Origin of the sequence: Citrobacter sp. TBCS-14 (assembly GCF_005280805.1) — a bacterium.
GTDB lineage: Bacteria > Pseudomonadota > Gammaproteobacteria > Enterobacterales > Enterobacteriaceae > Citrobacter > Citrobacter gillenii.
The window spans coordinates 356224-379296 of record NZ_SZWM01000164.1 but is presented as its reverse complement, the minus strand read 5'-3'; the positions used below and the strand labels follow the sequence as shown (position 1 = coordinate 379296).

Genomic DNA, 23073 nt, shown 5'->3' with positions numbered 1-23073 from the left:
GGTCAGATTTCGCTAACTGCCCGCCAGCAGCGGACTTCACTCCCGGTCTCGTTGTTCAATAATGCCTGTTTCTTCTCACATCCCTGAGTCGCCAGTGGGCAGCGATCGCGGAAATAACATCCCTGCGGTAGGGTTCGATTCCCCGGCAACTCGGTTTTACGTAACACCAGATCTTCCGCCAGCGGTGCTCCGGTTTTAGGGACCGAGTCCAGCAACAGACGTGTATACGGGTGCGCGGGAGAGGTTAATACCTGCTGCGTGTCACCCAGCTCGACGATTTGCCCGAGGTACATTACCGCCACCCGGTCGCTCATATGCCGCACGACCGACACGTTATGCGAGATCAGCACATAGGTCAGGTTTCTGCGTGCCTGTAGCGCCACCAGCAGGTTGAGGATTTGCGCCTGTACGGAAATATCCAGCGCCGAGGTGGGTTCATCAAGCACAATCACATCCGGCTCAGAGGACAACGCGCGGGCAATGGCAATGCGCTGGCGTTGCCCGCCGGAAAACGCGTGCGGCAGGCGGTCAAGGTATTCCGGACGAATCCCCACGTGTAACGCCAGCTCTTCCGCAAGGGCGCGGCGGTGACGTTCGGCGCTGCGCTTTTGGATCCACACCGGTTCGGTAATGATCCGCCACACCGGCAAGCGCGGATCCAACGACGAAAGTGGGTCCTGAAAGACCATTTGCATGCCGCTGTGTTTTTCTGTGCTGCGAGCGTATTGCCCCTGACTCGGCCTGAGCATCCCCATGAGCAGTTGAGCCAGCGTACTTTTGCCACAGCCAGACTCACCAACGATACCCAATGTTTCCCCCTGGCGAATCTGTAAATCTAACCCGTTGAGCGCGTGCACGCGCTCGGTGACCTTGCCAAGCCAGTTTTTTCGGGCCGGGAAGTTGACATGTATATCCTGAAGCGACAGCAAAATGTCAGTCATGACGAGTCTCCAGTTGGGGATACCAGCAGGCGGACTGCTGATCCGCATGCCCCTGACTGCGTAATGCCGGGACCGCGTCACACTGTGTCCCGGCCGCATAACAGCGTTCGCGGAATGCACATCCGGCAGGCAATTGGGTTAAGTTCGGCACGGTACCCGGGATTGCGGGCAGCGGCGCGCGGGGCTCTCCGTGTTCTGGCGCGCATTTCAGCAAACCAATGGAGTAGGGATGCGTCGGGTGCTGAATCACCGTCTGCGTCGGGCCACTTTCGATCACGCTTCCGGCATACATGACATACACCCGGTCGCACAGTTGCGAAACCACCGCCATATCATGGCTGATAAACAGCACCGCCGTGCCGCTGGCCCGTGCTTTATGCTTAAGCAAGCGCAGTACCTGCAGTTGCACCGTCACATCCAGCGCGGTCGTCGGTTCATCAGCAATAATCAGCTCCGGCTCGCAGGAAAAAGCCAGCGCGATCATCACCCGCTGGCGCATACCGCCGGAAAGCTCAAACGGGAAGCGCGACATGACTTCGGCGGCGTCCGGGATTTGCATCTCCTCCAGTAAGGCGATGGCTTTTTGTCGCGCATCCGTGCGGCTGAGTAATTGATGATGGCGGATCACCTCTACCATTTGCTGGCCAATGCGCCGGGTCGGGTTTAGGGCCGTCATCGGCTCCTGAAAAATCATTGCCACGCGCGCCCCGCGCCATTTGCGCATTTGCTTCTCGCTGGCGTTCAGCACATCTTCACCGAGCAGCGACACGCGCCCCTGGTGAATGCGATAACTGCCCTCCGGCAGCAGGCGCATGGCAAGCATGGCGGTAACGGATTTCCCGGAGCCGGACTCGCCGACCACGCCGACAATCTCACCCCGGTTGATGTGCAACGAGACATGGTTCAACGCATGCACGTCAGCTTTATAGCCGGGGAAGCTCAGGTGCAAATTTTCAATTTCCAGGACGGGTTGGCTCATGACTGTTTTCCTCCGGCTTTCGGGTCCAGCAGGTCACGAATACCGTCTCCAAAGAGATTGAAACCCACGGCGGTGATCAGAATGGCAGCACCGGGAAACGCACAGTACCACCACTGGTCAAGCACGTAGTTGCGGCCAATTGCCACCATGGCTCCCCATTCCGCGCTCGGTTGCTGCGCACCCAGCCCGATAAACCCCAGCGTGGCGGCCATCAGGATCGCACTGCCGATGTCCAGCGAGGCCTGCACGATCAGCGGCGGCAGCGAATTACGTAAGATATGCCAGCTAATCAGATGCCAGCGGGATGCGCCGTACGTACGGGCAGCCTGTACGTACGTAAACTGGCGGACGACCAGGGTTTGTCCCCGGGCCAGACGTACGTAGAAAGGAATGCGCACAATCGCAATGGCCAGCATGGCGTTAAACAGGCTGGGCCCCAGCGCGGCGGCCAGCGCCATAGTCAGCACCAGCGAGGGGATCGACAGCATCACGTCCATCACGCGCATAATAATCGCGTCCGCCCGTCCGCCCATCACGCCGGACAGGCAGCCCAACAGTGAACCAATCCCACCGGCGATACCCACTACCACCAGTCCTGCTACGATCGACTGCTGGCTGCCGACCAGTACACGGCTAAACAGATCGCGTCCCACTTCATCAGTACCAAACCAGTGAGTAGCTGACGGGGGGAGCAGACGTGCGGTGAGGTCGATCGCATTGGGATCGTAAGGCGTTATCCACGGTGACAGCACCATCATCAACAACATCAGCACGATGATCGCTCCGCCAATCAGCGTCAGCGGGCTGCTTTTCATCATCCAGAACAGTTTGGCCCAGTCGCGGCGACGGTGAGCGCTCGGCGAGGTGGCGGGCGTTTCTTGTGAGAGCATCATTGTGTACCTCCGCGTCCGATGCGCGGGTCAATCCACAGGTAGAGTAAATCCACCACCAGGTTGACCAGCACATAGGCAAATGACACCACCACGGCAAATCCCATGACGGCCGGGAAGTCGAGCGCCTGTATGGAGGTGACGACCCAGGCACCCATGCCTGGCCACGCGAATACCGTTTCGGTAAGTACCGCGCCGTAGAGCAGATCGCCCAGCGCCAGCCCCAGGACGGTGATGGACGGAATGAGCGCGTTGGGCAGCGCATAACACAAAATGATGTACCAGCCCGGTAAACCGCTGGCGCGGGCAGTGCGGATGTAATCCTCGCTAAGCTGTTCGAGCATAGCGGAGCGGATCTGGCGGGCGACAATACCAAGATGTACAAAGGCCAGCGTCAGGGACGGTAAGATCAGATGCTGGAGCGCATTGAAAAACACCTCGCCATTGCCTTCCAGCAGCGCATCTATCAGGTAAAACCCGGTAACGTGCGTCGGTGGATCCAGCCAGTCATCCAGGCGTCCACCGCCGGGTAATATTTGCAGATGACCGTAAAACAGTACGATAACCCCGAGACCAAGCCAGAACGCCGGCGTCGAAATACCGGTGATTGCCATCAGACGCACAAGGTGGTCGAGCCAGCGGTTACGCCAGACTGCGGATAAAATCCCCAGCGGGATCCCGATAATCAGCGCCAGCAGCAGGGAGCAAAAAGCCAGCTCAAGCGTGGCGGGGAAGAACACGCGCAGCTCATCCATCACCGGACGTCCGGTACGAATCGAGGTGCCTAAATCGCCCTGAAACACATCGCTGACGTAGCGAAAAAATTGCACGTACAGTGGCTGATTAAGACCCAGCTGTTGGCGAATATTCTCAACAATTTCATCACTGGCGCGATCGCCCGCCAGCAGCCGCGCGGGGTCGCCCGGGATCAGGTGCGAAATAATAAAGGTGATGACGCAAACACCGGCCACCACCAGGATAAGTCCCCAGCAGCGCTGGCGTAAAATGCTCCAGAAAGTCATTGGCTTCCCCTTGCGGAGCCAATGCGGCTCCGCATAAACGTGGTGAGATTATTTACTCATGGTGGAGATGTTGAAGACCTGTTCCAGCATTGGGTTAAATACAAATCCTTTGACGTCTTTGTTCATCGCCAGCTGGTAGTTTTTCTGGAATAAATAGACGTAGGCCGCTTCATCAATCACGATGGTTTGCGCCTGCTGGTAATCGTTGGTTCTGGCCACCTGGTCGGTCGTTGACAACGCGCTGCGCAGCAGCTTATCGACCTCACTGTTTTCATAGAATGAACGGTTGCCTGGTAAGCCTTTTTTATCCGACTCAAACCAGTAGTTCATAAACATGTACGGGTCGGCGAAGTCCGGGCTCCAGTTGCCGATGGCGATGTCGTAATCACCTTTACCAACGCGGTCACGCATGGTGGCGTTGGCCAGTTTTTCCAGCTTGACCTTGATCCCCAGCTTGCCAAGACTGGCCTGGGTGGCGAGGGCAATCGGCTCCCAGTTCGGGTCGTTATCCGAGTACAGGAAGCTCAGGCTGTCTGGTTTGTTTGCGACTTTGTCCCACTCGGCTTTGGCTTTCGCTTCATCAAAGCTGTATTGCATGGCTTTTTCATCAAAGCCCCACATGCCTTCGGGGATCGGGCCGCGCATCTGCTTACCGTTGCCGCTGAGGATCCCGTTCACCATGCCCTTATAATCCGTTGACCACGAAATAGCGCGGCGTAAATCCACCTGATTGAGCGGTGCTTTACTGTTGTTCAAGTACAGGTAGGTCACGCGCAGTGACGGGTAATCTGCTACTTTGACTTTGCCTTCCTGCTTTAAGGCGGCAAGCTGATCGACGGGCAGTGCATCAGCGATGTCGATATCGCCGCGCGACAGCTGCAGGCGGCGGGAGGCGCTTTCACCGATGATTTTCACCGATACGCGCTTAAATACTGGCTTGGTGCCCGCCCAATGCGGGTTCGGCACCAGAACCAGCTGCTGTCCTTTTTGCCAGCTCTTTAACATAAAGGGACCCGAGCCCGCCGTATTCTGGGCAAGGAAACCGCGCGCATCGTCGGCGGCATGTTCTTTTAACACCGCCGGGTTGATTATCGACGCGCCGTCATTCGCCAGCGTGTACAGGAAAGGCGCGAACGGCTGGCTGAGGGTAAATTTCACCGTACTGGCATCAATGGCCTCTACCTTCAAATCTTTCGGGAACGCTTCGGCAGGTCCCTGACCAATTTTGATCAGGCGTTCAAAAGATTGCTTCACCGCCTCAGCCGTTACCGGCGTGCCATCGGCAAATTTGGCCTCGCTTTTCAGGGTGAAGGTCCACTCTTTTTGATCGTCAGACGCCTTCCAGCCGCTGGCTAAATCGCCTTCTACTTCCGTGGAGCCTTTATCACCTTCAGTTTTGTACTGCACCAGACGCTGATAAGACGGATAGGTTACCGTCCAGTCGTTGTTATCAATCGTGACGGCAGGATCGAGCGTTTGTGGATCGGCGGCTTTACCGATCACCAGCATATCCTTAGGTACCGCGGCTTGTGCAGCGGGCAGGGCTGCCGCTAATGCTAAAGCAATCAGCGCGGGGCGAAACAGCGATGTTAAGGCGTGTGTTGTCTTCATAATCAGGCTCCAGAAATTAAAGGGGGTGTGGTGTTGTTATTTGGGGGGCAGGGAAACACGCAATACAGTCATCAAGCAGGGGGTAACGAGCTGCGTCTGGTAATTCAAAATGCCACCATTCGCTGCTGATCCCGACAAAACCGCCACCGGACATAATGGCATTCAGCATCAGTCGATTACGCTGTGCGGGTGGCGCAACGGAAGGATGCCAGGCGTGGGAACGATCGTGCATTTCATCAAAATCGGCCCCCATATCGAGGACATTGCCACGTTCGTCCATCAGCGTGACGTCAATGGCCGTGCCGCGGCTGTGATTGGAGCCAATCGCGACATCGACAACGTACTGCGGATCCGGGCAGGCATTCCATAGCATCGCCTGCGCCTGCTGCGGACGATAAGCGTCGTACACCACCAGATTCAGGCCCGCCAGTTTCGCAATGCTGATGCTTTTGGCCAGTCCCGTGACCGCATCGGTGTGTAACAGGCAGCGCGCTTCCCGGTAGACGGGTGCGCCGGTAATGTTATCGCGGGTAGCGTATTTGAGATCGATATGCAGTGACGGAAAGATCACCGACAGATCGACCAGAACAGAGGTTTCTGGCATAGCACGATTCCTGTTTATTGTTCGAATTGACCAAACTGCTGTTGGAGTTGGCGATTGGTTTGCAGGCGCCCGGCGAGAGCGTCGCCCAGTTGCGCCACCACCGCGGAGAGTAATAAGTTGAACAGACAGCTGACGGGGGCAAGGGAGTCCCAGAAATGCCCGGTGTCGGTTTTCACCTGGAGTAAATCAATACCGTAGTCTCTGGCCCACGGACACCAGACATCGGTTATCAGCGCCAGCGGAATGTGGCGGTCGCGGGCGACCCGGCAATATTTTCGTGATGTTGCCGAGTAGGCGCGCATATCGGTTATCACCACATACGGCTGGTCAAACCCTGAATTCAGTGACTCAACCCAGCTTCCGGACAAGCCCTCGGAGTAACTGACTTTGGGTCGCAGGTATTCCAGATGGCTGAAAAAGGCGTTGGCAATCCCGCGGGTCGACTGAATGCCGAGGATATACACGGCCTCGGCGTGTGCCAGCTGTTGCGCAATGCGTAAAAATGTCTCGCTTTGCGCCAGTTGATAAACATGGGTAATGGCATCAATTTCCAGCAGCAGCGACTGCTGCGCCCGGTCCGGCAGACGTTGCTGCTGGTGCCAGGAATCAAGCCGTTCATTCATTCCCCACGGCTGATAGGGGATAACAGGCAGTTCGCGCAGGCTGGCTTTAGCATCTTCCAGATTGCGAAAACCCAGTTTGCGCAGATAGCGTCCAACGGTAATGCCACTGGTTCCCGTGGCCTTAGCAATGCCGTCTGCAGTTTCAAACGGGATCTGCGCAGCGTGTGCTAACAGCCAACCGGCAACACGCTTTTCACTCGGCGTAAGCTGGCTGAAGGTATGTTCTACGCGGGCGAATAATTCAGGTTTTGATGTCATTACCGTCTCGCTGTTAGTTGCCTGTCAGATGCCGTGTCGTTGTTACTGGATTAACAATGCAGGACGCGTGCCATGTCTGCGCCCCCGGTTTACTGGCGCCATTTGTTAAATAATGCGTAATTTTATTAACCAATGATCAACATTTGTGCAGCGTAGTTCAGTTTTGGTGCAACGGTAGGGAAAGCGGGGTATGAATCGGTGGATTTCGTCGGGACGATCACATTGTGAGCGATATTTTCCCCACTGACATCAGAATTGGTAACCCGAAATATAAATTTCAGCCATATCAACGACCATCATCTTTATTCTTTTAATAGTAGGGGTATTATTTTTCCCGAGCTACATTAACGGTTTAAAGCGCAAGTGTAGATATTATCTATATTATAAATGGAGTACTACAATGAATAAATTCTCCCTTTCTACCGCAGGTATTCTGGTTGCCGCGTTGTTAACCAGTGTCAGCGTCAATGCAGCAACTGAGACCACAAAAACTGAAGTGACGCCTAAAGGGATGAGCTGCCAGGAGTTTATTGATTTGAACCCACAAACCATGGCGCCGGTTGCCTTCTGGGTGCTGAACGAAGATGAAGACTTCAAAGGGGGTGACTACGTAGACTATAACGAAACGATCACTACTGCGGTTCCCCTGACCATTGAAATGTGCAAAAAAAATCCACAGAGTGAATTAAGTAAAATAAAAGCTGAGATCAAAAAAGAATTATCTAAATAAGATTAAACACTTATTAAAACCCAGCCACAGTGCTGGGTTTTGCTATACGTGACAGTGTCACATATATATTTTCACATCCTCTGATAAATCATCATAAAGATATAAACACCCGTGCCGATACTGCTTAAAAGTTAGCCTTTTGCAGAAGGAGTTTGTATGGCCTGGTATCCTACTCGTATTTCCACGCGTTTAACCATTGGCGGCATTCTGCTGCTTGCCGTCACCACCCTGGTGATTGTCGCGATTATGCTCTGGCGCGGTCAGCCCAGGGTTGTTGAGATCAATACCGCCCTGATCGAAGAGACGGGGCAAGGGTTAACCCGCCAACTGAGTACCGTGTTATCGCGTATTGAGGGCGAGACCGTTAGTCTGTCACGTCTGGCTGAAGTATTACCTAACGATGAATCCCTGTACCAAAGCGTGGTGCCGCACCTGATTGGCGAGGATAAGAATTCGATTATTACCGGCGGCGGGATCTGGCCGGAGCCAAATGCTTTCACTCCGGGCGTGGAGAAGCGCAGCTTTTTCTGGGCGCGTAACGCGGAGGGGAAACTGGATTTTTCCAACGACTATAACGCCGAAGGTTCAAATGGCTATCACAACGAAAGCTGGTATCAGCATGCCAAAGGGCATTCGCAGAACAGTTGTTTGTGGTCTGATGTTTATCAGGATGCCAGTTCTGGCGTCAATATGGTGACCTGCAGTATCCCATACCTGCACTCGGGCACGTTTGCCGGAGTAGCGACCACCGATATTCGTCTGGATAACGTCGCGACCTTTATGCAGCAGCAGGGCAACAGCACCGGTGGCTATGCGTTTGTGGTCGATAAACAGGGACAAATCCTGTACTTCCCGCAGGCCGATAACGCAAAACAGAAAACATTTAGCGATCTGTCCCGCACTGCGCAATGGCTGGCTCCGGTCGAAAATGGCCTGAAGTCGCTTCGCGTTGCCGACGGGGTGAAAACCATTACGCTGGAAAACGATGGCGTGCTGAATACACCGTCGCGAGTGATGCTGTTCCCGATGGCGGACACCGGCTGGGTGGTGGGCCTGGTCACGCCAGAATCACGCATTGTTGGCCTTGCAAAAGTGATGATGCAGGACGTCCTGGAAGTGTTGATCCCGATTATGACGGTTCTGCTGGTGGGCTCCTTGGTGGTGCGCAGACTGATCTCGCGTCTGGACGATACGCGTCGCGCTCTGGATGATATTGCGCAGGGCGAAGGTGATTTGACCCGTCGTCTCGATGTCCGCGGCAAAGATGAGATTTCAGCCATCGCGGAGGCGTTTAATCTGTTTGTCGATAAAATCGCGGCCATCCTGATTACCGTCAGAAGCAGCAGCGTGGTGGTCGCCAATAACGCGGTCAGCCTGGCAGACAGCAATATGGAGCTCTCTTCACGGGTGACGCAGCAGGCAGCGGCGCTGGAAGAAAGTTCAGCGGCAATGGAACAGTTAAATGCGACCGTTCATCAAAATGCGAGCAATACGCAGCTGGCAGATGAGTTATCCGACAATACCGCGCAAACGGCCAACCGCTGCGGCGATGTGATGCAGGGGGTGATCTCCACCATGGATAACGTCAGCGGCTCATCCGGCAGAATGGTAGAAATTGTCGCGGTGATCGACAGCATTGCTTTCCAGACCAACATTCTGGCCCTGAACGCTGCCGTTGAGGCCGCTCGCGCGGGCGATGCGGGGAGAGGATTTGCCGTTGTCGCCTCTGAAGTTCGTACGCTGGCACAGCGCAGCGCTACAGCCGCTCAGGAAATCAAAGCGTTGATTGATGAGTCGGTGTCTCATGTGGGCAGCAGCAGTCAGCAAATTCACACTGCCGGCGAACGGCTGGAAGAACTGGTCAGCAATGTGCGCCAGGTACGCCAGTTGATGGGTGAAATTCGCGTAGCGGGGGAAGAACAACGCAAAGGTGTTTCAGAAGTCACGTTGGCGGTAACTGAAATGGACAGCACCGTGCAGCAGAATGCGTCGTTAATCGATGACGCTGCCGCACGTACCCAGGTGCTTAAAGAAGAGGCCGAGCAGTTAGCGCTGCTGGTTTCGACATTCAAATTGCCTGAACCAGCCGCGGCCTGATTCCGCAAAACTGGTATTCGGGCGCAACGCCTGCGCCCGAATACGCCATTAGTGATCCAGATACAGGTAGTGCATCCAACTGGTCATACGCAACAGTATTTTTCGCAGCAACGACAAGGCTTCAAAATGATGTGCGGAATAGACCGCAACCTGCGCGGCCACGCCATCTGGCAACTGCTGTTCCGCCTGATTCTCACCGACATCAATGCTCACTAGCACTTTGTTGCTTCCTGGCGCCATATTCAGCGATTGTAACGTGCCTTGGGCGTAATAGGCTCCGGTAGGGATTACCGGGGCCACGTTCACCACTTTTCCTTCGATCACCTGTCCCGGCAACCCGTTAAAAACAATCTCTGCATCGTCGCCTACATTAAGACGTAAAATAGCGTTCTGACGGAAAGCCGCCACAATTTGATTCTTATGGGCAGGAATAAATACCATCACCGGTTTAAAAGGGAGCCTCGAGGCATAGGTTCCGGGCCGCACCAGGAGTTGGCTGATATAACCGTCACTTGGAGCACGAACAATCGTTTGTTCATAATTGAATCGCGCCTCATCAATTTGTGCCTGTAAACTGGCAATCTGTGAATTTTGACCATTAATACTGCTGTCGAGTTCTTTTTGAATGCTGTTCAACTCAGCATGGGCGGCATCCATCGCCGCATCCTGCGCCAGATAATCCTGACGCGCGGTATCAATATCATTGGCGGTAAAAGGATTAACCTTAGCCCGACTTCCTTGCTGGTAGCGCTGATAATTTTTGTAATACTTATCGCGCTCTGCTTTCGCCTGCTCAAACTGAAGACGCGCGCTGTTGCGTTTTTCTTCCAGCGCCATAACGTCATGTTTTTCCGTGACAATGTCCGCTTCCAGTTTTTCCAGTTTGGCTTTGTAGCGGGTAGGGTCAATTTTAAACAGAATCTCACCTTTTTTGATCGGTGTATTAATTTTGTCCGTGACTTCAGACACCACGCCCGTAACCTGTGGGACAACAGGAATACCCACTACCAGTTTTTGCGCATCCTCGGTATAGGGATGGTTGTAATTCATGGTGAGAATTAACGCGCCCAGCATAACTATCCCACCAAGAACCGCTGTAGGGACTGTCCATTTATTTAACGGTACTTTAAATATCTTGAAAATAGCATAAACAATAGCGGCGTAACTTAATACTAATAATGTTTCCACGATCAATTCACCTTCGATTCCTGCACATTACCGGGTGCTATTTTTTCGAGTGTTTTCTCCAGCGAGGCGATCCGCGCGGTAAGTTCCTGCGTATCATTACGCGAGACATGACCATGCCAACCCTGTTTATCACTGTATAACGTTGCCCATATCCACAGAAATGGCCAGAGCGCATGTAGCGTAAACAGGCTTACCCAACCAGCTACATGGATCGCATCCAGATGTGGGTGATTTCTCTTTTTGGCAATTTCATAGGGAATGTCATGCAAAATCAGTACGCCATAAAAAATAACTAAGAACACGAAAATGAGCATCGCTAATGCAATATAATTGAGTACCATAAAAACTCCCGTTGTTAGCGATACATTATCGCCATATTTTTAATGGCAAAGAGTGTTAATATGTTAAAAGTATAAAATAAGACTTTCTCGAAAATTATCCGATATAAGCCAATCCAAAATTGGATTTTCCTCATTTGCTTTTTCCGTTCAGAAGGATAATTATTGAAGAGAGGCAATATAAATAATCTTGAGAACGCTATGACAAATCCCCCCGAACAATCAGGTCGCAGTGACGAACTTCTGTCGGTAAATATTTCCCGACTTTTCAATGCGTTATTACCACTTTCCGAACCACAATCCTTATATCGCAGTGGGTCTTTTATTATGGACTCGCAGGGAGAGAACGGAATTTGGCTGCTGACAGAGGGGAGAATCGTGATAAGACGTCGCATTGATGGTCTTATTCTGGCAAGCCAGCAGGCGCCGATAATGCTGGGAATGGCAGAGTTTTTTCTTCCTACCGGGCAAAATTTTTATGATATTGAGGCCGTCAGTCCTTGTACGACACACGTTATCAAGAAAACAGATTTTATGACGGTCGTGAATCGCGATCAGTTATGGGAGTCGGTAGCGGTCGTTGAAGCCTACATTATCCAGGTAATGAGCCAACGCGATCGCCTTATCACCAGCCGGAGTGCCACAGATATGGTCTGGGGACACCTCGAACTGCTGCAACAAGAACCTGAGGAGATCAGACAAAGGATCTCTGCAGCACAATACATTCGGGATCGTACTGGACTTTCGCGTAGCACGGTTATGGATACCCTTGCCAGACTCAAACGGCAGGGGGCAATCCAGCTTCAGCGCGGTCATCTGGTGTGCATCTGTATCGACTAACATCCGCCGCTTGATGCCATAGCGGCGGACAGTGGCAACATTACTGCCCCCAGCGGTTGCGGATATAGGTTACCGCATCCTGGGTTTGGGGTTGATTGAGGTAATCCTCTCTGAACAGGATCGTACCGTTGATGTGCGGTTCAGTCTCGTTCATATCGAGCTGTTTTTTCAGTTCCGGAACACCACCGTTAACCGCCCAGTCGGGCTCTTTTCTTGACGGCTCACCAACCTTATACAGCGCAACCCCGATATACAGGCGCGTGTTGGTTGACTTGACCACGTTCGCCCACCATTTTGCCAACACATCGTAACGCGCGGCATCCCGGGCAAAAGGCCAGTAAAGCTGTGGGGCGATGTAATCCAGCAGGCCCAGTTGAACCCAGCGGCGTGTGTCTGCATAGGATTCATCATAGGCCGCCGCACCACGCGTGTCGGAACCCGCCGGGTCGTGCGAACGGTTACGCCATACGCCTGCCGGGCTGACGCCGAACTCCACTTCAGGATTCAGTTTCTTGATAGTCTGCGAGACCTGCGCAATGAGCTTTTCTGTGTTATGGCGTCGCCAGTCCGCTTTCGAGGCAAATCCTTGACCATATTTTCTGAAGGTCTGACTGTCGTTGAGCGCAGAACCGGGTGATTCGGTATAGAAGTAGTCATCAAACTGCACGCCGTCGACGGGATAATTCTCAACCACTTCCGCCACGATGCTGGTTACCCAGTCCCTGACTTCAGGAATGCCCGGGTCGAGGACGAAACGCTCACCCGCCGTGCGGATCCAGTCCCGATGCAGAACAAAGACGCTGGATGGATTCTGGGACAAGGTATTATTTAATTCCGTTACCGTTCCGGGTTTGGTGTTGACAGAAACGCGATACGGATTAAACCAGGCATGGACTCTCATCCCACGCTTATGGGCTTCGTCGAGCATAAACTGCAGCGGATCGTAACCCGGATCTTCACCAATTTTGCCCGTCAGGGTATCTGACCACGGCAAAATTTTGGATTGCCATAGCGCGGTGGCATCCGGCTTGACCTGGAAAAACACGGTGTTAATCCCAAGACGTTTAAGATTATCCAGCTTGTCCGTCAGCGCTTTTTTCTGCTGGCTAATGCGGATGGCGGACGAACTGCCGTTAACCGAGGAGATCGGCGGCCAGTCCAGGCGCGAAACCGTTGCCAGCCAGACACCACGCATCGGTTCCTGACTACGCTGCGGTTTAGTTAACGGCGGCTGTGGCGAGGTTTTCGGCACCGGCGGCTCGGAAGAGCAACTGCCGAGTAAGAGCATGCTGCCGACGAGCACGGCGAACCATTTCACGTTGGTTATTGGCAGTATGTTGCGAGAACGGGCGACGAGATTCGCCAGCTTTTTCTGGTAATGACCTGAAATAAAACCGGGTGCAGACATCTGAAAGGGCTCTTATTTCTTATTAGCGCGACTATTAGCCCAGGGATCGAAGTCCGGTGACTCGGTATTTTCCGGGGCGTCATCATTCAGGGAATCAAGATACAACGCTTCTACTTCAGCGCGCGCCCAGGGCGTGCGGCGCAGAAATTTCAAACTGGATTTAACGCTGGGATCGTTTTTAAAACAGTTGATGTTGATGAGTTGGCTCAGCTCAGCCCAACCAAAGCGGTCAACCAGCGCAGTGACCTGCATTTCAAGCGTTACGCCGTGTAAAGGGTCTTTCGAAGTATGAGCATTCATATGAAGTCCAGTTCAGGGGTGCAAATTAATCATTCACGCACGCAGTAGGCTTGCGAAGGGGAAGGTTACAAGAAAGCAGGGCGACCAGCAATGGCATAAACAGGCCTGATGCTCGCCAATGAGCACCAGGGTTCCTGTCAGGGTAATGAATTGACGATCAGTACTCTTTAAACGCCAGTTCCAGACGGGCGAGTAAGGGTTTAAACAGGTAGCTTAAAAATGTCCGCTCGCCGGTTTTTATCGTTACGCTGGCGGGCATCCCGGCTTTAATCTTGTAATCACCCAGCAAGCGCGCACCTTCAGAGGAAACCTGCACTTCGGCGAGGTAATAGGGCTGTTGAGTGGCTTCATCAATTAACCGGTCAGCGGAGACGGTTAACACATGCGCAGGTACTGACGGCAGCAACGCGTGGTTAAGTGCCGGGAACAGGACGTCCACGGTTAACCCTGGCGCCAGTTTATCAATGGCATGTACCGGTATTTTGGCATCGATTTGCATCGGTTGTCCGGCGGCAACAATATCCATCAGATGTTCGCCCGGCTGAATTACACCGCCAACGGTACTGACCTTAACGTCCAGTACCACACCGTTAATGGGGGAGCGAATTTCTGTGTTATCCAGCTCATGACGGGTAGATACCAGTTCATCTTCCAGCATGGCGACTTCTTTTTGGTTTTCGGTCAGTTCAGACTCTACCTCACGCAGGTATTGATGACGCGCCTGATATGCTTTGATTTTCAACTCATTTTGCTGAGATTTGAGTTTGGCAATGTTCAGAATATCTTCGGATACACTGCTGGAGATTTCAGCGGCCTCACGTTCAAGCACCAGTAATTGCGCTTTCGGGTAGTAGTTTTTTTCACTCAATGCACGAATTGCGCCGAGCTCGCGGTTAATCAGCGTGAACTGATGATCGCGATAACCTTTTATTTTGTTGAGATTTTCCGTCTGCCCGATCAGGCCATCAAGCGTTTCCTGAATCATCGACAATTCATCCTGAATCGTTTTACGCCGGGTATCAAAGAGTTTGGCCTGCAAATTTCTGACTTCTGTCAGACGTTTATTCCCGGAAAATTGCTGAGTCAGCGCGCTATTGAAGGCAATCTCCTCCAGGCCGTCTCGCTCTGCCATCAGCCGGTCTTCAATACTTTTTGCTGAAATATACTGCGCGTTTAAGGCACTGAAACGCATATCGAGCTGCATTTTATCCAGACGGACGAGGACCTGATTTTTTTTGACCTGGTCACCTTCTTTAACGAAGATATCCGTTACACGTCCGCCGCTCAGATGTTGAATTGTTTTCCGGTTGCTTGATACCGTCACCGTGCCATCCGCGACCACCCCGGCATCCAACGGCGCCTGTACCGCCCAGAGCAGAAAGCCGCCAACGCCGAGCACGATGACGATGATTCCCCGAACAATCGGCGCCCAGATATTGGTATCCACACCTGAAGAACCCGGATTTCCAGAACCTTTTGTATTCTTTTTCATCTTCATGCCTCGCGTTTTTGTTCATTGTTGGATGAAGACGCTGTCGCCACTGGTTTTAATACATTGGCCTGGCGTAACGTGGTAAAGACCTGATCACGGGTACCAAACTCCTGGATAGCCCCTTCATTGAGCAGTAAAACCTTGTTCACCACACCGAGCAGCGTGGGGCGATGGGAAATGATTACGGTGGTTTGCCCCTGGGTTCTGAGGGTATTAATCGCCTTGATGAGGGCAAATTCACCGGCATCATCCAGGTTAGCATTTGGCTCATCAAGGACCAGAAATGCGGGGTTGTTATACACCGCGCGCGCCAGCCCGATACGCTGACGCTGACCACCTGATAATTGATATCCACCTGAACCCAGTAAAGTGTCATACCCCTGCGGCAGGCGCAGGATCATCTCGTGCACACCCGCAAGCAGCGCGGCCGCCACGATAAGTTCACTGTCATTTTTCGTAAAACGGGCAATGTTTTGCGCGATTGTGCCGTCAAACAGCTCGACATCCTGCGGAAGGTAGCCGATGGACGGACCCAGCAGTTCTTTATCCCACTGACAAATATCCGCGCCGTCGAGCCTGACTTTACCCGATAACGGTTTCCACACGCCGACCAGCACTTTAGCCAGCGATGTTTTGCCTGAGGCTGACGGGCCGATAATCCCCAGTACTTCGCCTTGTTCAAGCTGAAATGAAATATTGCGTAGCAGCGGAGTATGCTGACCGGGGGCGGCCGCAAAGACGGCTTCGACGCTGATATTGCCTTTGGGTTTTGGCAGCGTCAGGACATCTTTCGGTGCCGGGTACTCCTTCAGCAGGTTTGATAACTGGTGCCACGCGCTGCGAAATTGCACAAACTGCTTCCAGCTGCCGATCACCTGTTCAACCGGGTTCAGAACGCGCCCCAGAATAATCGAGGCGGCAATCATCAGGCCCGGGGTAATTTGTCCCCCGATCACCAGTAGCGCACCGGCGCCCAGCGCGATGGACTGCAATAACACTCGCACGAAGCGGCTCAGGCTGCTTAATCCTGCCGTTTTGTCGGCGATCTGCGTTTGTAATACCAGCACCTTGTCATGCTGGGTTTGCCAGTTGGACTTGAGGGTAGAGAGCATCCCCATCGCTTCAATGGCATCGGAGTTTTGCAACTGCTTATTGAGTTTTGTGGCATTGTTGATGGTCAACGCATGGGCTTGCTGAATAGGTCGCTTCGTCGATAATTCAGACACTATGGTGAGAATAAACAGTATGGATATCCCGCCGAGGGAGAGATATCCCAATAAAGGGTGGACAAGAAAGGCGATGAATAAATAAATGGGGGTCCACGGAATATCCAGCAGAGCAAACAGGCTATTGCCAGAAAGAAACTGACGAACCTGGTCAAGTTCTGCTATTGACTGCGCGGGATTGTTCTCTCCGGTGGCAATCTTTCTTTTAAACGCCGAGTTAAAAATTAGCTGGCTTAACTTCACGTCCAGCCGATTTCCCAGACGAACCATGACCTTAGCACGGGCTGATTCAATCATGGCAATGACAGTATATAAACCGAAAATAAGTAAGGTTAACATTAACAGCGTGGTGGTGTTTTTACTCACCAGAACGCGGTCATAAACCTGTAGCATATAAATTGCCGGCGCCAGCATAAGCATATTAATCACACAACTAAAAAATAACAGGATAAGAAAAGTAGGTTTCGTTCCTTTTAATGCATCATTCAGTTCTGTTGGCGTATGCTGGCGCGACATAGTCTTCTCCTTATACGATCAATGAACCGTTGCCGTTATTACTGGCAAGGGTGTTCGGCGTTTCCAGATAAAAATCACCTATCGTGACGGTGCTTGAATTGACGCCGACCAACGTGATGTTGTCAGCCCCGATAGTCACGATGGTATTGCCGTTGCTGCCGGTGATGGACACGCTGCTGGCAAAATTCCCCGCATTAATACCCAACTGAACCAGGTCAAGATAGTCCTGACCACCATTAGGATTACTGTCAAAACCGGTGATGCGGTCTCGCCCAAAGTTGGCGGCAAAGGCGAAGATGTCATTCCCGGTACCGCCATCCAGATTGTCATTGCCTTCCTGACCATTGAGGATGTCGTCACCGTTACCGCCGGTGAGGGTATCGACGCCCGCGCCGCCAATCATGACGTCGTTGCCGTTTCCACCTTGCAGGTTATCATTGCCGTCTCCGCCATCCAGGAAGTCATTCCCGATCCCACCGAACAGCTGATCGTTGCCTCCCATACCAAACAGCTGATCGTTGCCCGCACCACCGGTAATGATGTTGGCGAGTCCATTACCGGTACCGATAAAGCTGCCGCTGCCGGTGAACACCAGTTCTTCAACGTTACCGGTCATGTCGTAGCTGCTGAGGCTGGTGCGAACCACGTCCGTCCCGCCGTTCAGACCTTCGATCACCAGATCACCAACGTCATTCACGATGTAGGTGTCATTACCGGCACCCCCGGTCATGCTATCTGCCCCCAAACCACCATCGAGGAGGTCATCTCCGGCATCGCCTTGCAGCGTGTCTTGTCCCGCGTCACCAGACAGGCTGTCGTTTCCGGCCCCTCCGACCAGCAGGTCATCACCCGCACCACCAAACAAATTGTCATTGCCGTTTTCACCGCGCAGAATGTCACTCCATGCGGTACCGTTCAGCGTGTTGTTTCCGTTATTACCAACAATCAGATCCCCCACCGGTTGAGTGGTGGTTGATGTCAGAACAACAGGGGGGTTGCCTTCGTCATCAACGACGGTGACCACTACCTGCAACGTGCGTCCCACAGCGGCCTGACCTGGGGTATAGGTTGCCGATGTTGCACCAACAATGTTGATGAACCCTGTCGGGGAACTCATTCGCCATTGGTAGCTGAAGTTGCCGCCACTCAGACCGTCAGCATCAGCAATGCCGGAGACCACTGCGGTCAACGTCAGGCTTTCAGTCGGCGTCAGGTCGTTAATCACCGGTGCGCCGGTGGTCGCCTGATTGCGTGGCATAATGGCCTGGGTTTGTGCTGAGACTAAGGTTTCCGCATCGCCCATTTGGTCGTTAAAACTGGCGACCACACGCAGCGGAGCGCCCTGAATAGAGCCCGGTACTCTGAACTCTACGCCGGTTGCCTGATCGCGCCATTGTCCGTTGACCAGAGCCTGCCAGGTCATGGTGATCACCGTATTTGCCGCGAGTCCGTTACCATCCAGCAAGTTGGCCACGTTAACGCGCAGCAAGTCACCGACCGAAGGTGTCGCGCTGCTAATGTTGACGTTACCTGTCGCTTTTTGTGCGGTGACCCACAGCTGTTGACCGTCGCCAAACTCCAGTTTTTCGATATTCAGCAGGCGGTCAGTGCCGTCATCCAGGTTGAGGGCGGCATTCGGCGTTGCGTGGTCGACCCGAAGGCTACCGTCCGCCATACGGGTAAAGGCATAGTTCGTGCTGATATCGCGATACACCGCAACGTCAGTTTCGGTGCCGTTACCTTCACGCAAGATCTCACGCACGATCGACAGCTGGTTCGGTTTCAGGGTGCCGGCCAGCATGTACGACTTCAGCTCAGCCATGCTTTCTGCACTGGTGAGTCCTGCCATGCCGGTGACGGCAATACGCACGTTCAGCCAGGCATCGCCATCAATGATGTCGTTACCCGCTTTACCCATAATACGGTCGCTGCCGCCACCGCCGAGGATGATGTCGCTGCCGTCATCCGGATTCAGCAACACCGCATTCGGGTTAGAGGAACGCTCGACGCCGAGAATGGACTGTAGGCCGTTGATCCTGTCCGCACCTTCCTGCGTCAGGTTATTGGAGAGCGGGGTGCCCTGAACCGGCGCGGTGCCGATCGGCTGTTCCGTGCCGGTCAAAATGTCGTTGTGCTTCCATCCTGAAAGCCCTTCGACCAGGTCAAAGCGGTCACGCAGAATGAATTCCTGCTGATTAACGAAAATCGGGATCCCGAGATCGGAGTTCGCACCGTTCGGGTCGCCTTTATGGATTGCCCAGTCGAAACCGGCCATACCATTGTTGCGTTGAATACCCGCGCCCTGAACCATAATATCGTCGCCAGCTTCACCATCGTAGTCGGTATCGTTGCCCTGACCGTTCAGCACATCATGACCAATAATGGTACTGTTGAAGAACAGCTCAGAGTTATCACCGGCTAGCGTGTCGAAGCCGTCGCCGCCTTCCAGCCAGTCGTCACCTTCGTTACCCATCAGGGTATCAGCACCCGAACCGCCCAACGCAAAGTCGTTATCCAGACCGCCGAAGACCTCCTGTGCATCTTCGCCAACCACCACGAAGTCGCTACCGCTGCCGCCAAAGACCAGGTCGTTACCGTTACCGGAGAAGATGACATCATGCCCGGCATCGCCGTGCAGGAAATCAGCATCGCCAACCGGTGTTCCGGTGTCGGTAATAATGTCATTGCCGTCACCACCGTGGACCACATCGGCTTCGTCGCCACCGTCCAGACGGTCATCACCACCATCACCCCACAGGCTATCGATACCTTTACCACCAATTAACGTGTCGTTTCCGGCAGTGCCGCCGAGTACCACATGTCCATCGCCGATGTATTTCAGGTAGCCGCCGTCGGCATGGGTATCACCATCCACATCATTCCCCGGAGCCCGTCGCACCAGTAAAGGTGTCAGCAGGTCTTTCAGCGGATTCCCCCATGTTGGATCACTTTCCATTTGCAACAAGGTGTTGACTTCGAAGATATGATCCGGCGTCTGGAACAGGTTAGCGGGCAGGTGAGAGGAATTCGCTTCGCCAAGGTCGCTGTTACGCATCACCAGTGCGGAGAACGAGTTTGCCTCCAGTTCATTGAGCAGGTTCAGGCCCTGAACACGGCTCAGGTAATAGAACCGGTCTCCGTCCTGCAGCATTTCCATCTGCGTTTCAAACACAAAGTTGAAGGTCGAACCCAGCATGCCGCCGAATTCGTTTTTGCGCTCGGCCAGGCCGCCGATCCAGAAATCGACCATATTCAGGCCGGTTTCTTTGGTAGCCCATGAGTTGGTGCTGTTGAAGAAATCGAGCGCATCTGCTGGTGGGGCATTGTTTTTATCGCCAAACAACAGGAAGTTAACCGCCGCGCGTTTTTCGACGAGGGTGGTGGCGTTAAGGATCAGCTCATGCTGACCGTAGGCGGCCATAAAGTTAATAATGGACGCCGGGTTTTTCAGGTAGGTGGTGAAATCGGCCCAACTGGTATAGGGGCGCAACTGCGAATCACCGCTGAGTTCAAAGAACTGCTCGCGAGCCTGGTTCAGCGTCGGCATTGCGGTATCGCGACCGCGCGCAATGTTGAGTGCACCTAAGTCCAGCGGTAACCCGATGAGGTTATTGCGCAAGGCATCGGTAATAAACTCATCAATCTCGTTGCCCACCTGACGCGTCATGCCGCGAACAATTGCGCCGATGGCCGCATCATCAGAAACACCCACACCGTTGATTTGATTAAATGCCACCGGGTTGAGGAACGCAGTAATTAAATCGAGATCGCCGTTTTCGTTGTCGATATCGGTACGCGCCACGGTTTCTGTGAGCATCGAGTGGCCAAAGCGATACACCACATGTGCAAACTCGGCAAAGATCAGCGGGTTAATATCCGCCGTGTTAGAGAAGACAAACGGGTCGACGGCAGGTTGCACTGTACGTGCAAATTCCTCGAACACCAGGTGCTGGTACTGCATTTCCGTAGAGAAACGTCCAGCCTGGAATAAGTACTCACCATTCCAGACCAGGGTGCTGGTATCTGCGGGCAACTCTTTTATTTGATGGTTCGGCATCAACCACTGATTGATGAGGCCAACATCGCCGGTTTCCAGCAGGGTGGTTTTATATTGTTCCACCAGGCGGTTATGTTCGCTGTGGAACACCGCATGGACGGCAGTCAGGCCAATGTTTTCATTACCACGCCCGTCGCCGGTGATAAAGTGGCGATCGAGCAGTTCGTTGTCATAAGTACCTGCTGGTTGCTCGGTTGCGTTACCGTTGCCAACGGCACCATCACTATCTGCAACCAGGCCCGCTTTTGGCGCAGCCGTGTGGGCAATGTCATCCAGAAAGGCGTGTCCGGTACGGAACGTGCCCTCAGGTAAGGGGCCTCCGTTAGCCTCGACTAATCCGCCGGTGGTAACAATTTGTACTTTGCCATTGTCACTTAATATCAAATTACCGTAACGGTCGGTCGCCAGCAGTGGAACATTAAAGACATCCTGATCGGTGAGTTTAATGCCAAGCAGCGTTTCAGCCTGATGTTTAACGTCAGACCAGGTTGCCAGACCGCCGTTAGCACCGCCCAACAAATTTCCGGTCGGCTCTGGTTTGCCATCTATTAATACGTATTCACGGATGAAAATCTGGTGTGAAGGGTGGGAGGTATAGGTTTGGTTTTGATCAATGAAAGGCGTCGTTGTGTTGACCGTTTCACGGTTTTCATCAACCGTGGCCCGGGTTAAGATCATAAAATTAGTTTGTGATCCTTCCACATATAAAGGGTCATCGGGTTGCAAGGGAATAAAGACAATCCCGTTTCCGCCTTTAGGGATAAGATCCAGACCGTGGTCAAAAAACTGACCAAAGAACGTCATCCAGCCGTTAAAAGCAGGGGAGAGCCCCACATCCGGTGACTGGTTTGGGATGGTTAAGGTATTGCCTTCCCCGGTGATGGTACCACCGCCTGGCACGCCTGATAATGCGTCAAACACCTCCTGCGCAGCTGGGTTAGAGGCGGTTTGATCGGATATTAAATTACTGATAATACGAGGGTCTGCATCAATAACCGTGCCACCGAGTTGAATGTAGCTGGTCATCGCGTCAGCATCCTGCCAATTCAATGCGGTTAACCTTGGCATTGTCTGGTCGGCAGAGCCGTATAACTCCTGGCCGGGCAAAAGGCTATTCCACGAACCATCTACCGTGCGTAGCCCATAGGGCAACAATGGGCTGGATACTAAATCCCTAAGGGCATCGCCATTGATAGAACCATCCGGATTAGTTGCTGCTTCAGATATTTTGATCTGCTTAAGAATAAAAGCGAGATCGTGGAGTGTGACAGTAAAGTCATATTGTGAGGCCATAACTAATTACCCCTATCTTTACTTTGGATTAGCTATCATCTGTCATCTCTGTTACTAACTAAAACAGATATGAGAATGAGTCTTATTTGATTCTCGTGTGCTATTACGTGTACAGATTCCGTTCTTCAAATAGTTAAAATATTGGCGTCATTATTAAAGTTATTCTCCTGGTTTGCGTGCTAATATATTCACCTCACTTATTGATTAGGTTTGAAAAAAATGGAAGTCTGTTTAACCCATTGAATCTAATCACATACTCAGGACACACAGTTTTGCGAAGACGACGTCTTCGCAAAGGTTAAAAGTGGCGTTTTTATCTCACATGACATTTTTGTTATGATCATAACTATGGATTTTCCTGTGGCGACTTCACTCATACTTTATAATGAAAATATTAAATTTTCATTTCTTTACACTTGAGTTAATTATCGCCACGAGGTGCTGACGCCCACCATCAAATAATGCTTCAAAGACCAATATGTATTGAGTAGTGGTAAGGTATGAGGACCTATGATTCTTTAAGTATTTTGGTCATTATTTAACAAACTAAGCCACTGAGGGTAAGCAAACCCTGTGACGATCGTCAATGTAGTCTTATTCTTAATACTCTACGTAAAACAGATGATTTAAATGTGTTTTGTAATAGTGAAGTCGTAGTAC

17 protein-coding genes are annotated in these 23073 nt (G+C 52.6%); 3 read left to right on the top strand and 14 right to left on the bottom strand.

All coding sequences use genetic code 11. The features are described from left to right. Window positions 1-2 precede the first annotated feature (2 nt). Genes FDX22_RS05540 through FDX22_RS05510 form a run of 7 tightly spaced genes read right to left on the bottom strand, consistent with a single transcriptional unit; the run spans window position 3 to window position 6928 of the window. Window positions 3-941: an ABC transporter ATP-binding protein gene (locus tag FDX22_RS05540; protein WP_137363310.1), complete on the bottom strand. Its 939-nt coding sequence runs from the start codon at window positions 939-941 to the stop codon at window positions 3-5. Beyond that, window positions 934-1920 (bottom strand): ABC transporter ATP-binding protein, encoded by a 987-nt coding sequence (locus FDX22_RS05535; RefSeq protein ID WP_137400136.1) that lies wholly within the window; start codon window positions 1918-1920, stop codon window positions 934-936. The genes FDX22_RS05540 and FDX22_RS05535 overlap by 8 nt, the downstream gene beginning before the upstream one ends. Beyond that, complete coding sequence (gene ddpC, locus FDX22_RS05530; RefSeq protein WP_096757047.1) at window positions 1917-2813, bottom strand: D,D-dipeptide ABC transporter permease; 897 nt, start codon at window positions 2811-2813, stop codon at window positions 1917-1919. Before ddpC ends, FDX22_RS05535 begins: the two co-directional genes overlap by 4 nt. After that, window positions 2810-3832, bottom strand: a complete 1023-nt coding sequence (locus FDX22_RS05525) for an ABC transporter permease (protein ID WP_096757048.1) — start codon at window positions 3830-3832, stop codon at window positions 2810-2812. Before FDX22_RS05525 ends, ddpC begins: the two co-directional genes overlap by 4 nt. Window positions 3833-3880: 48 nt before the next feature. Then, a complete protein-coding gene (locus tag FDX22_RS05520; protein WP_096757049.1) occupies window positions 3881-5443 on the bottom strand; it encodes an ABC transporter substrate-binding protein in 1563 nt (520 codons plus the stop codon). A 16-nt stretch (window positions 5444-5459) separates the two neighbouring features. Beyond that, a complete protein-coding gene (gene ddpX, locus FDX22_RS05515; protein WP_096757050.1) occupies window positions 5460-6047 on the bottom strand; it encodes a D-alanyl-D-alanine dipeptidase in 588 nt (195 codons plus the stop codon). Between the two features lie 14 nt (window positions 6048-6061). After that, window positions 6062-6928, bottom strand: coding sequence for a MurR/RpiR family transcriptional regulator (locus tag FDX22_RS05510; protein WP_146716831.1), 867 nt, complete (start codon window positions 6926-6928; stop codon window positions 6062-6064). 400 nt (window positions 6929-7328) lie between these two features. On the opposite strand from FDX22_RS05510, the gene hdeB reads away from it, so the two are divergent. Both hdeB and FDX22_RS05500 read left to right on the top strand, forming a co-directional pair. Beyond that, window positions 7329-7658 carry an acid-activated periplasmic chaperone HdeB gene (gene hdeB / locus FDX22_RS05505; RefSeq protein WP_115258498.1) on the top strand — a complete coding sequence of 110 codons (330 nt, stop codon included), beginning with the start codon at window positions 7329-7331 and terminating at the stop codon, window positions 7656-7658. A 156-nt stretch (window positions 7659-7814) separates the two neighbouring features. After that, window positions 7815-9755 (top strand): methyl-accepting chemotaxis protein, encoded by a 1941-nt coding sequence (locus tag FDX22_RS05500; RefSeq protein WP_146716830.1) that lies wholly within the window; start codon window positions 7815-7817, stop codon window positions 9753-9755. 48 nt (window positions 9756-9803) lie between these two features. On the opposite strand, the gene FDX22_RS05495 is transcribed toward FDX22_RS05500, so the two are convergent. Then, window positions 9804-10943 (bottom strand): HlyD family secretion protein, encoded by a 1140-nt coding sequence (locus tag FDX22_RS05495; protein ID WP_115259944.1) that lies wholly within the window; start codon window positions 10941-10943, stop codon window positions 9804-9806. Between the two features lie 2 nt (window positions 10944-10945). Then, a complete protein-coding gene (locus tag FDX22_RS05490) occupies window positions 10946-11284 on the bottom strand; it encodes a DUF3302 domain-containing protein (RefSeq protein WP_096757054.1) in 339 nt (112 codons plus the stop codon). Between the two features lie 198 nt (window positions 11285-11482). Here FDX22_RS05490 and FDX22_RS05485 point away from each other — a divergent pair, with 198 nt between their 5' ends. Then, window positions 11483-12121: a helix-turn-helix domain-containing protein gene (locus FDX22_RS05485; protein ID WP_135912040.1), complete on the top strand. Its 639-nt coding sequence runs from the start codon at window positions 11483-11485 to the stop codon at window positions 12119-12121. Window positions 12122-12161: 40 nt separating this feature from the next. Here the strand turns inward: FDX22_RS05485 and FDX22_RS05480 are convergent, their stop codons facing one another. The 5 genes from FDX22_RS05480 to FDX22_RS05460 all read right to left on the bottom strand — a co-directional run bounded on the left by FDX22_RS05480 (window position 12162) and on the right by FDX22_RS05460 (window position 22413). Further along, complete coding sequence (locus FDX22_RS05480) at window positions 12162-13529, bottom strand: glycoside hydrolase family 10 protein (protein WP_096757059.1); 1368 nt, start codon at window positions 13527-13529, stop codon at window positions 12162-12164. 12 nt (window positions 13530-13541) lie between these two features. Further along, the gene (locus FDX22_RS05475; RefSeq protein ID WP_096757060.1) at window positions 13542-13829 is read right to left on the bottom strand and encodes a VF530 family DNA-binding protein; all 288 of its coding nucleotides are present in this window, start codon (window positions 13827-13829) and stop codon (window positions 13542-13544) included. A gap of 157 nt (window positions 13830-13986) precedes the next feature. Beyond that, the gene (locus FDX22_RS05470; RefSeq protein ID WP_117342788.1) at window positions 13987-15321 is read right to left on the bottom strand and encodes an HlyD family type I secretion periplasmic adaptor subunit; all 1335 of its coding nucleotides are present in this window, start codon (window positions 15319-15321) and stop codon (window positions 13987-13989) included. A gap of 2 nt (window positions 15322-15323) precedes the next feature. Then, window positions 15324-17063 (bottom strand): type I secretion system permease/ATPase, encoded by a 1740-nt coding sequence (locus tag FDX22_RS05465; protein ID WP_146716829.1) that lies wholly within the window; start codon window positions 17061-17063, stop codon window positions 15324-15326. Window positions 17064-17073: 10 nt separating this feature from the next. Further along, window positions 17074-22413: a peroxidase family protein gene (locus tag FDX22_RS05460; protein WP_146716828.1), complete on the bottom strand. Its 5340-nt coding sequence runs from the start codon at window positions 22411-22413 to the stop codon at window positions 17074-17076. Window positions 22414-23073 lie beyond the last annotated feature (660 nt).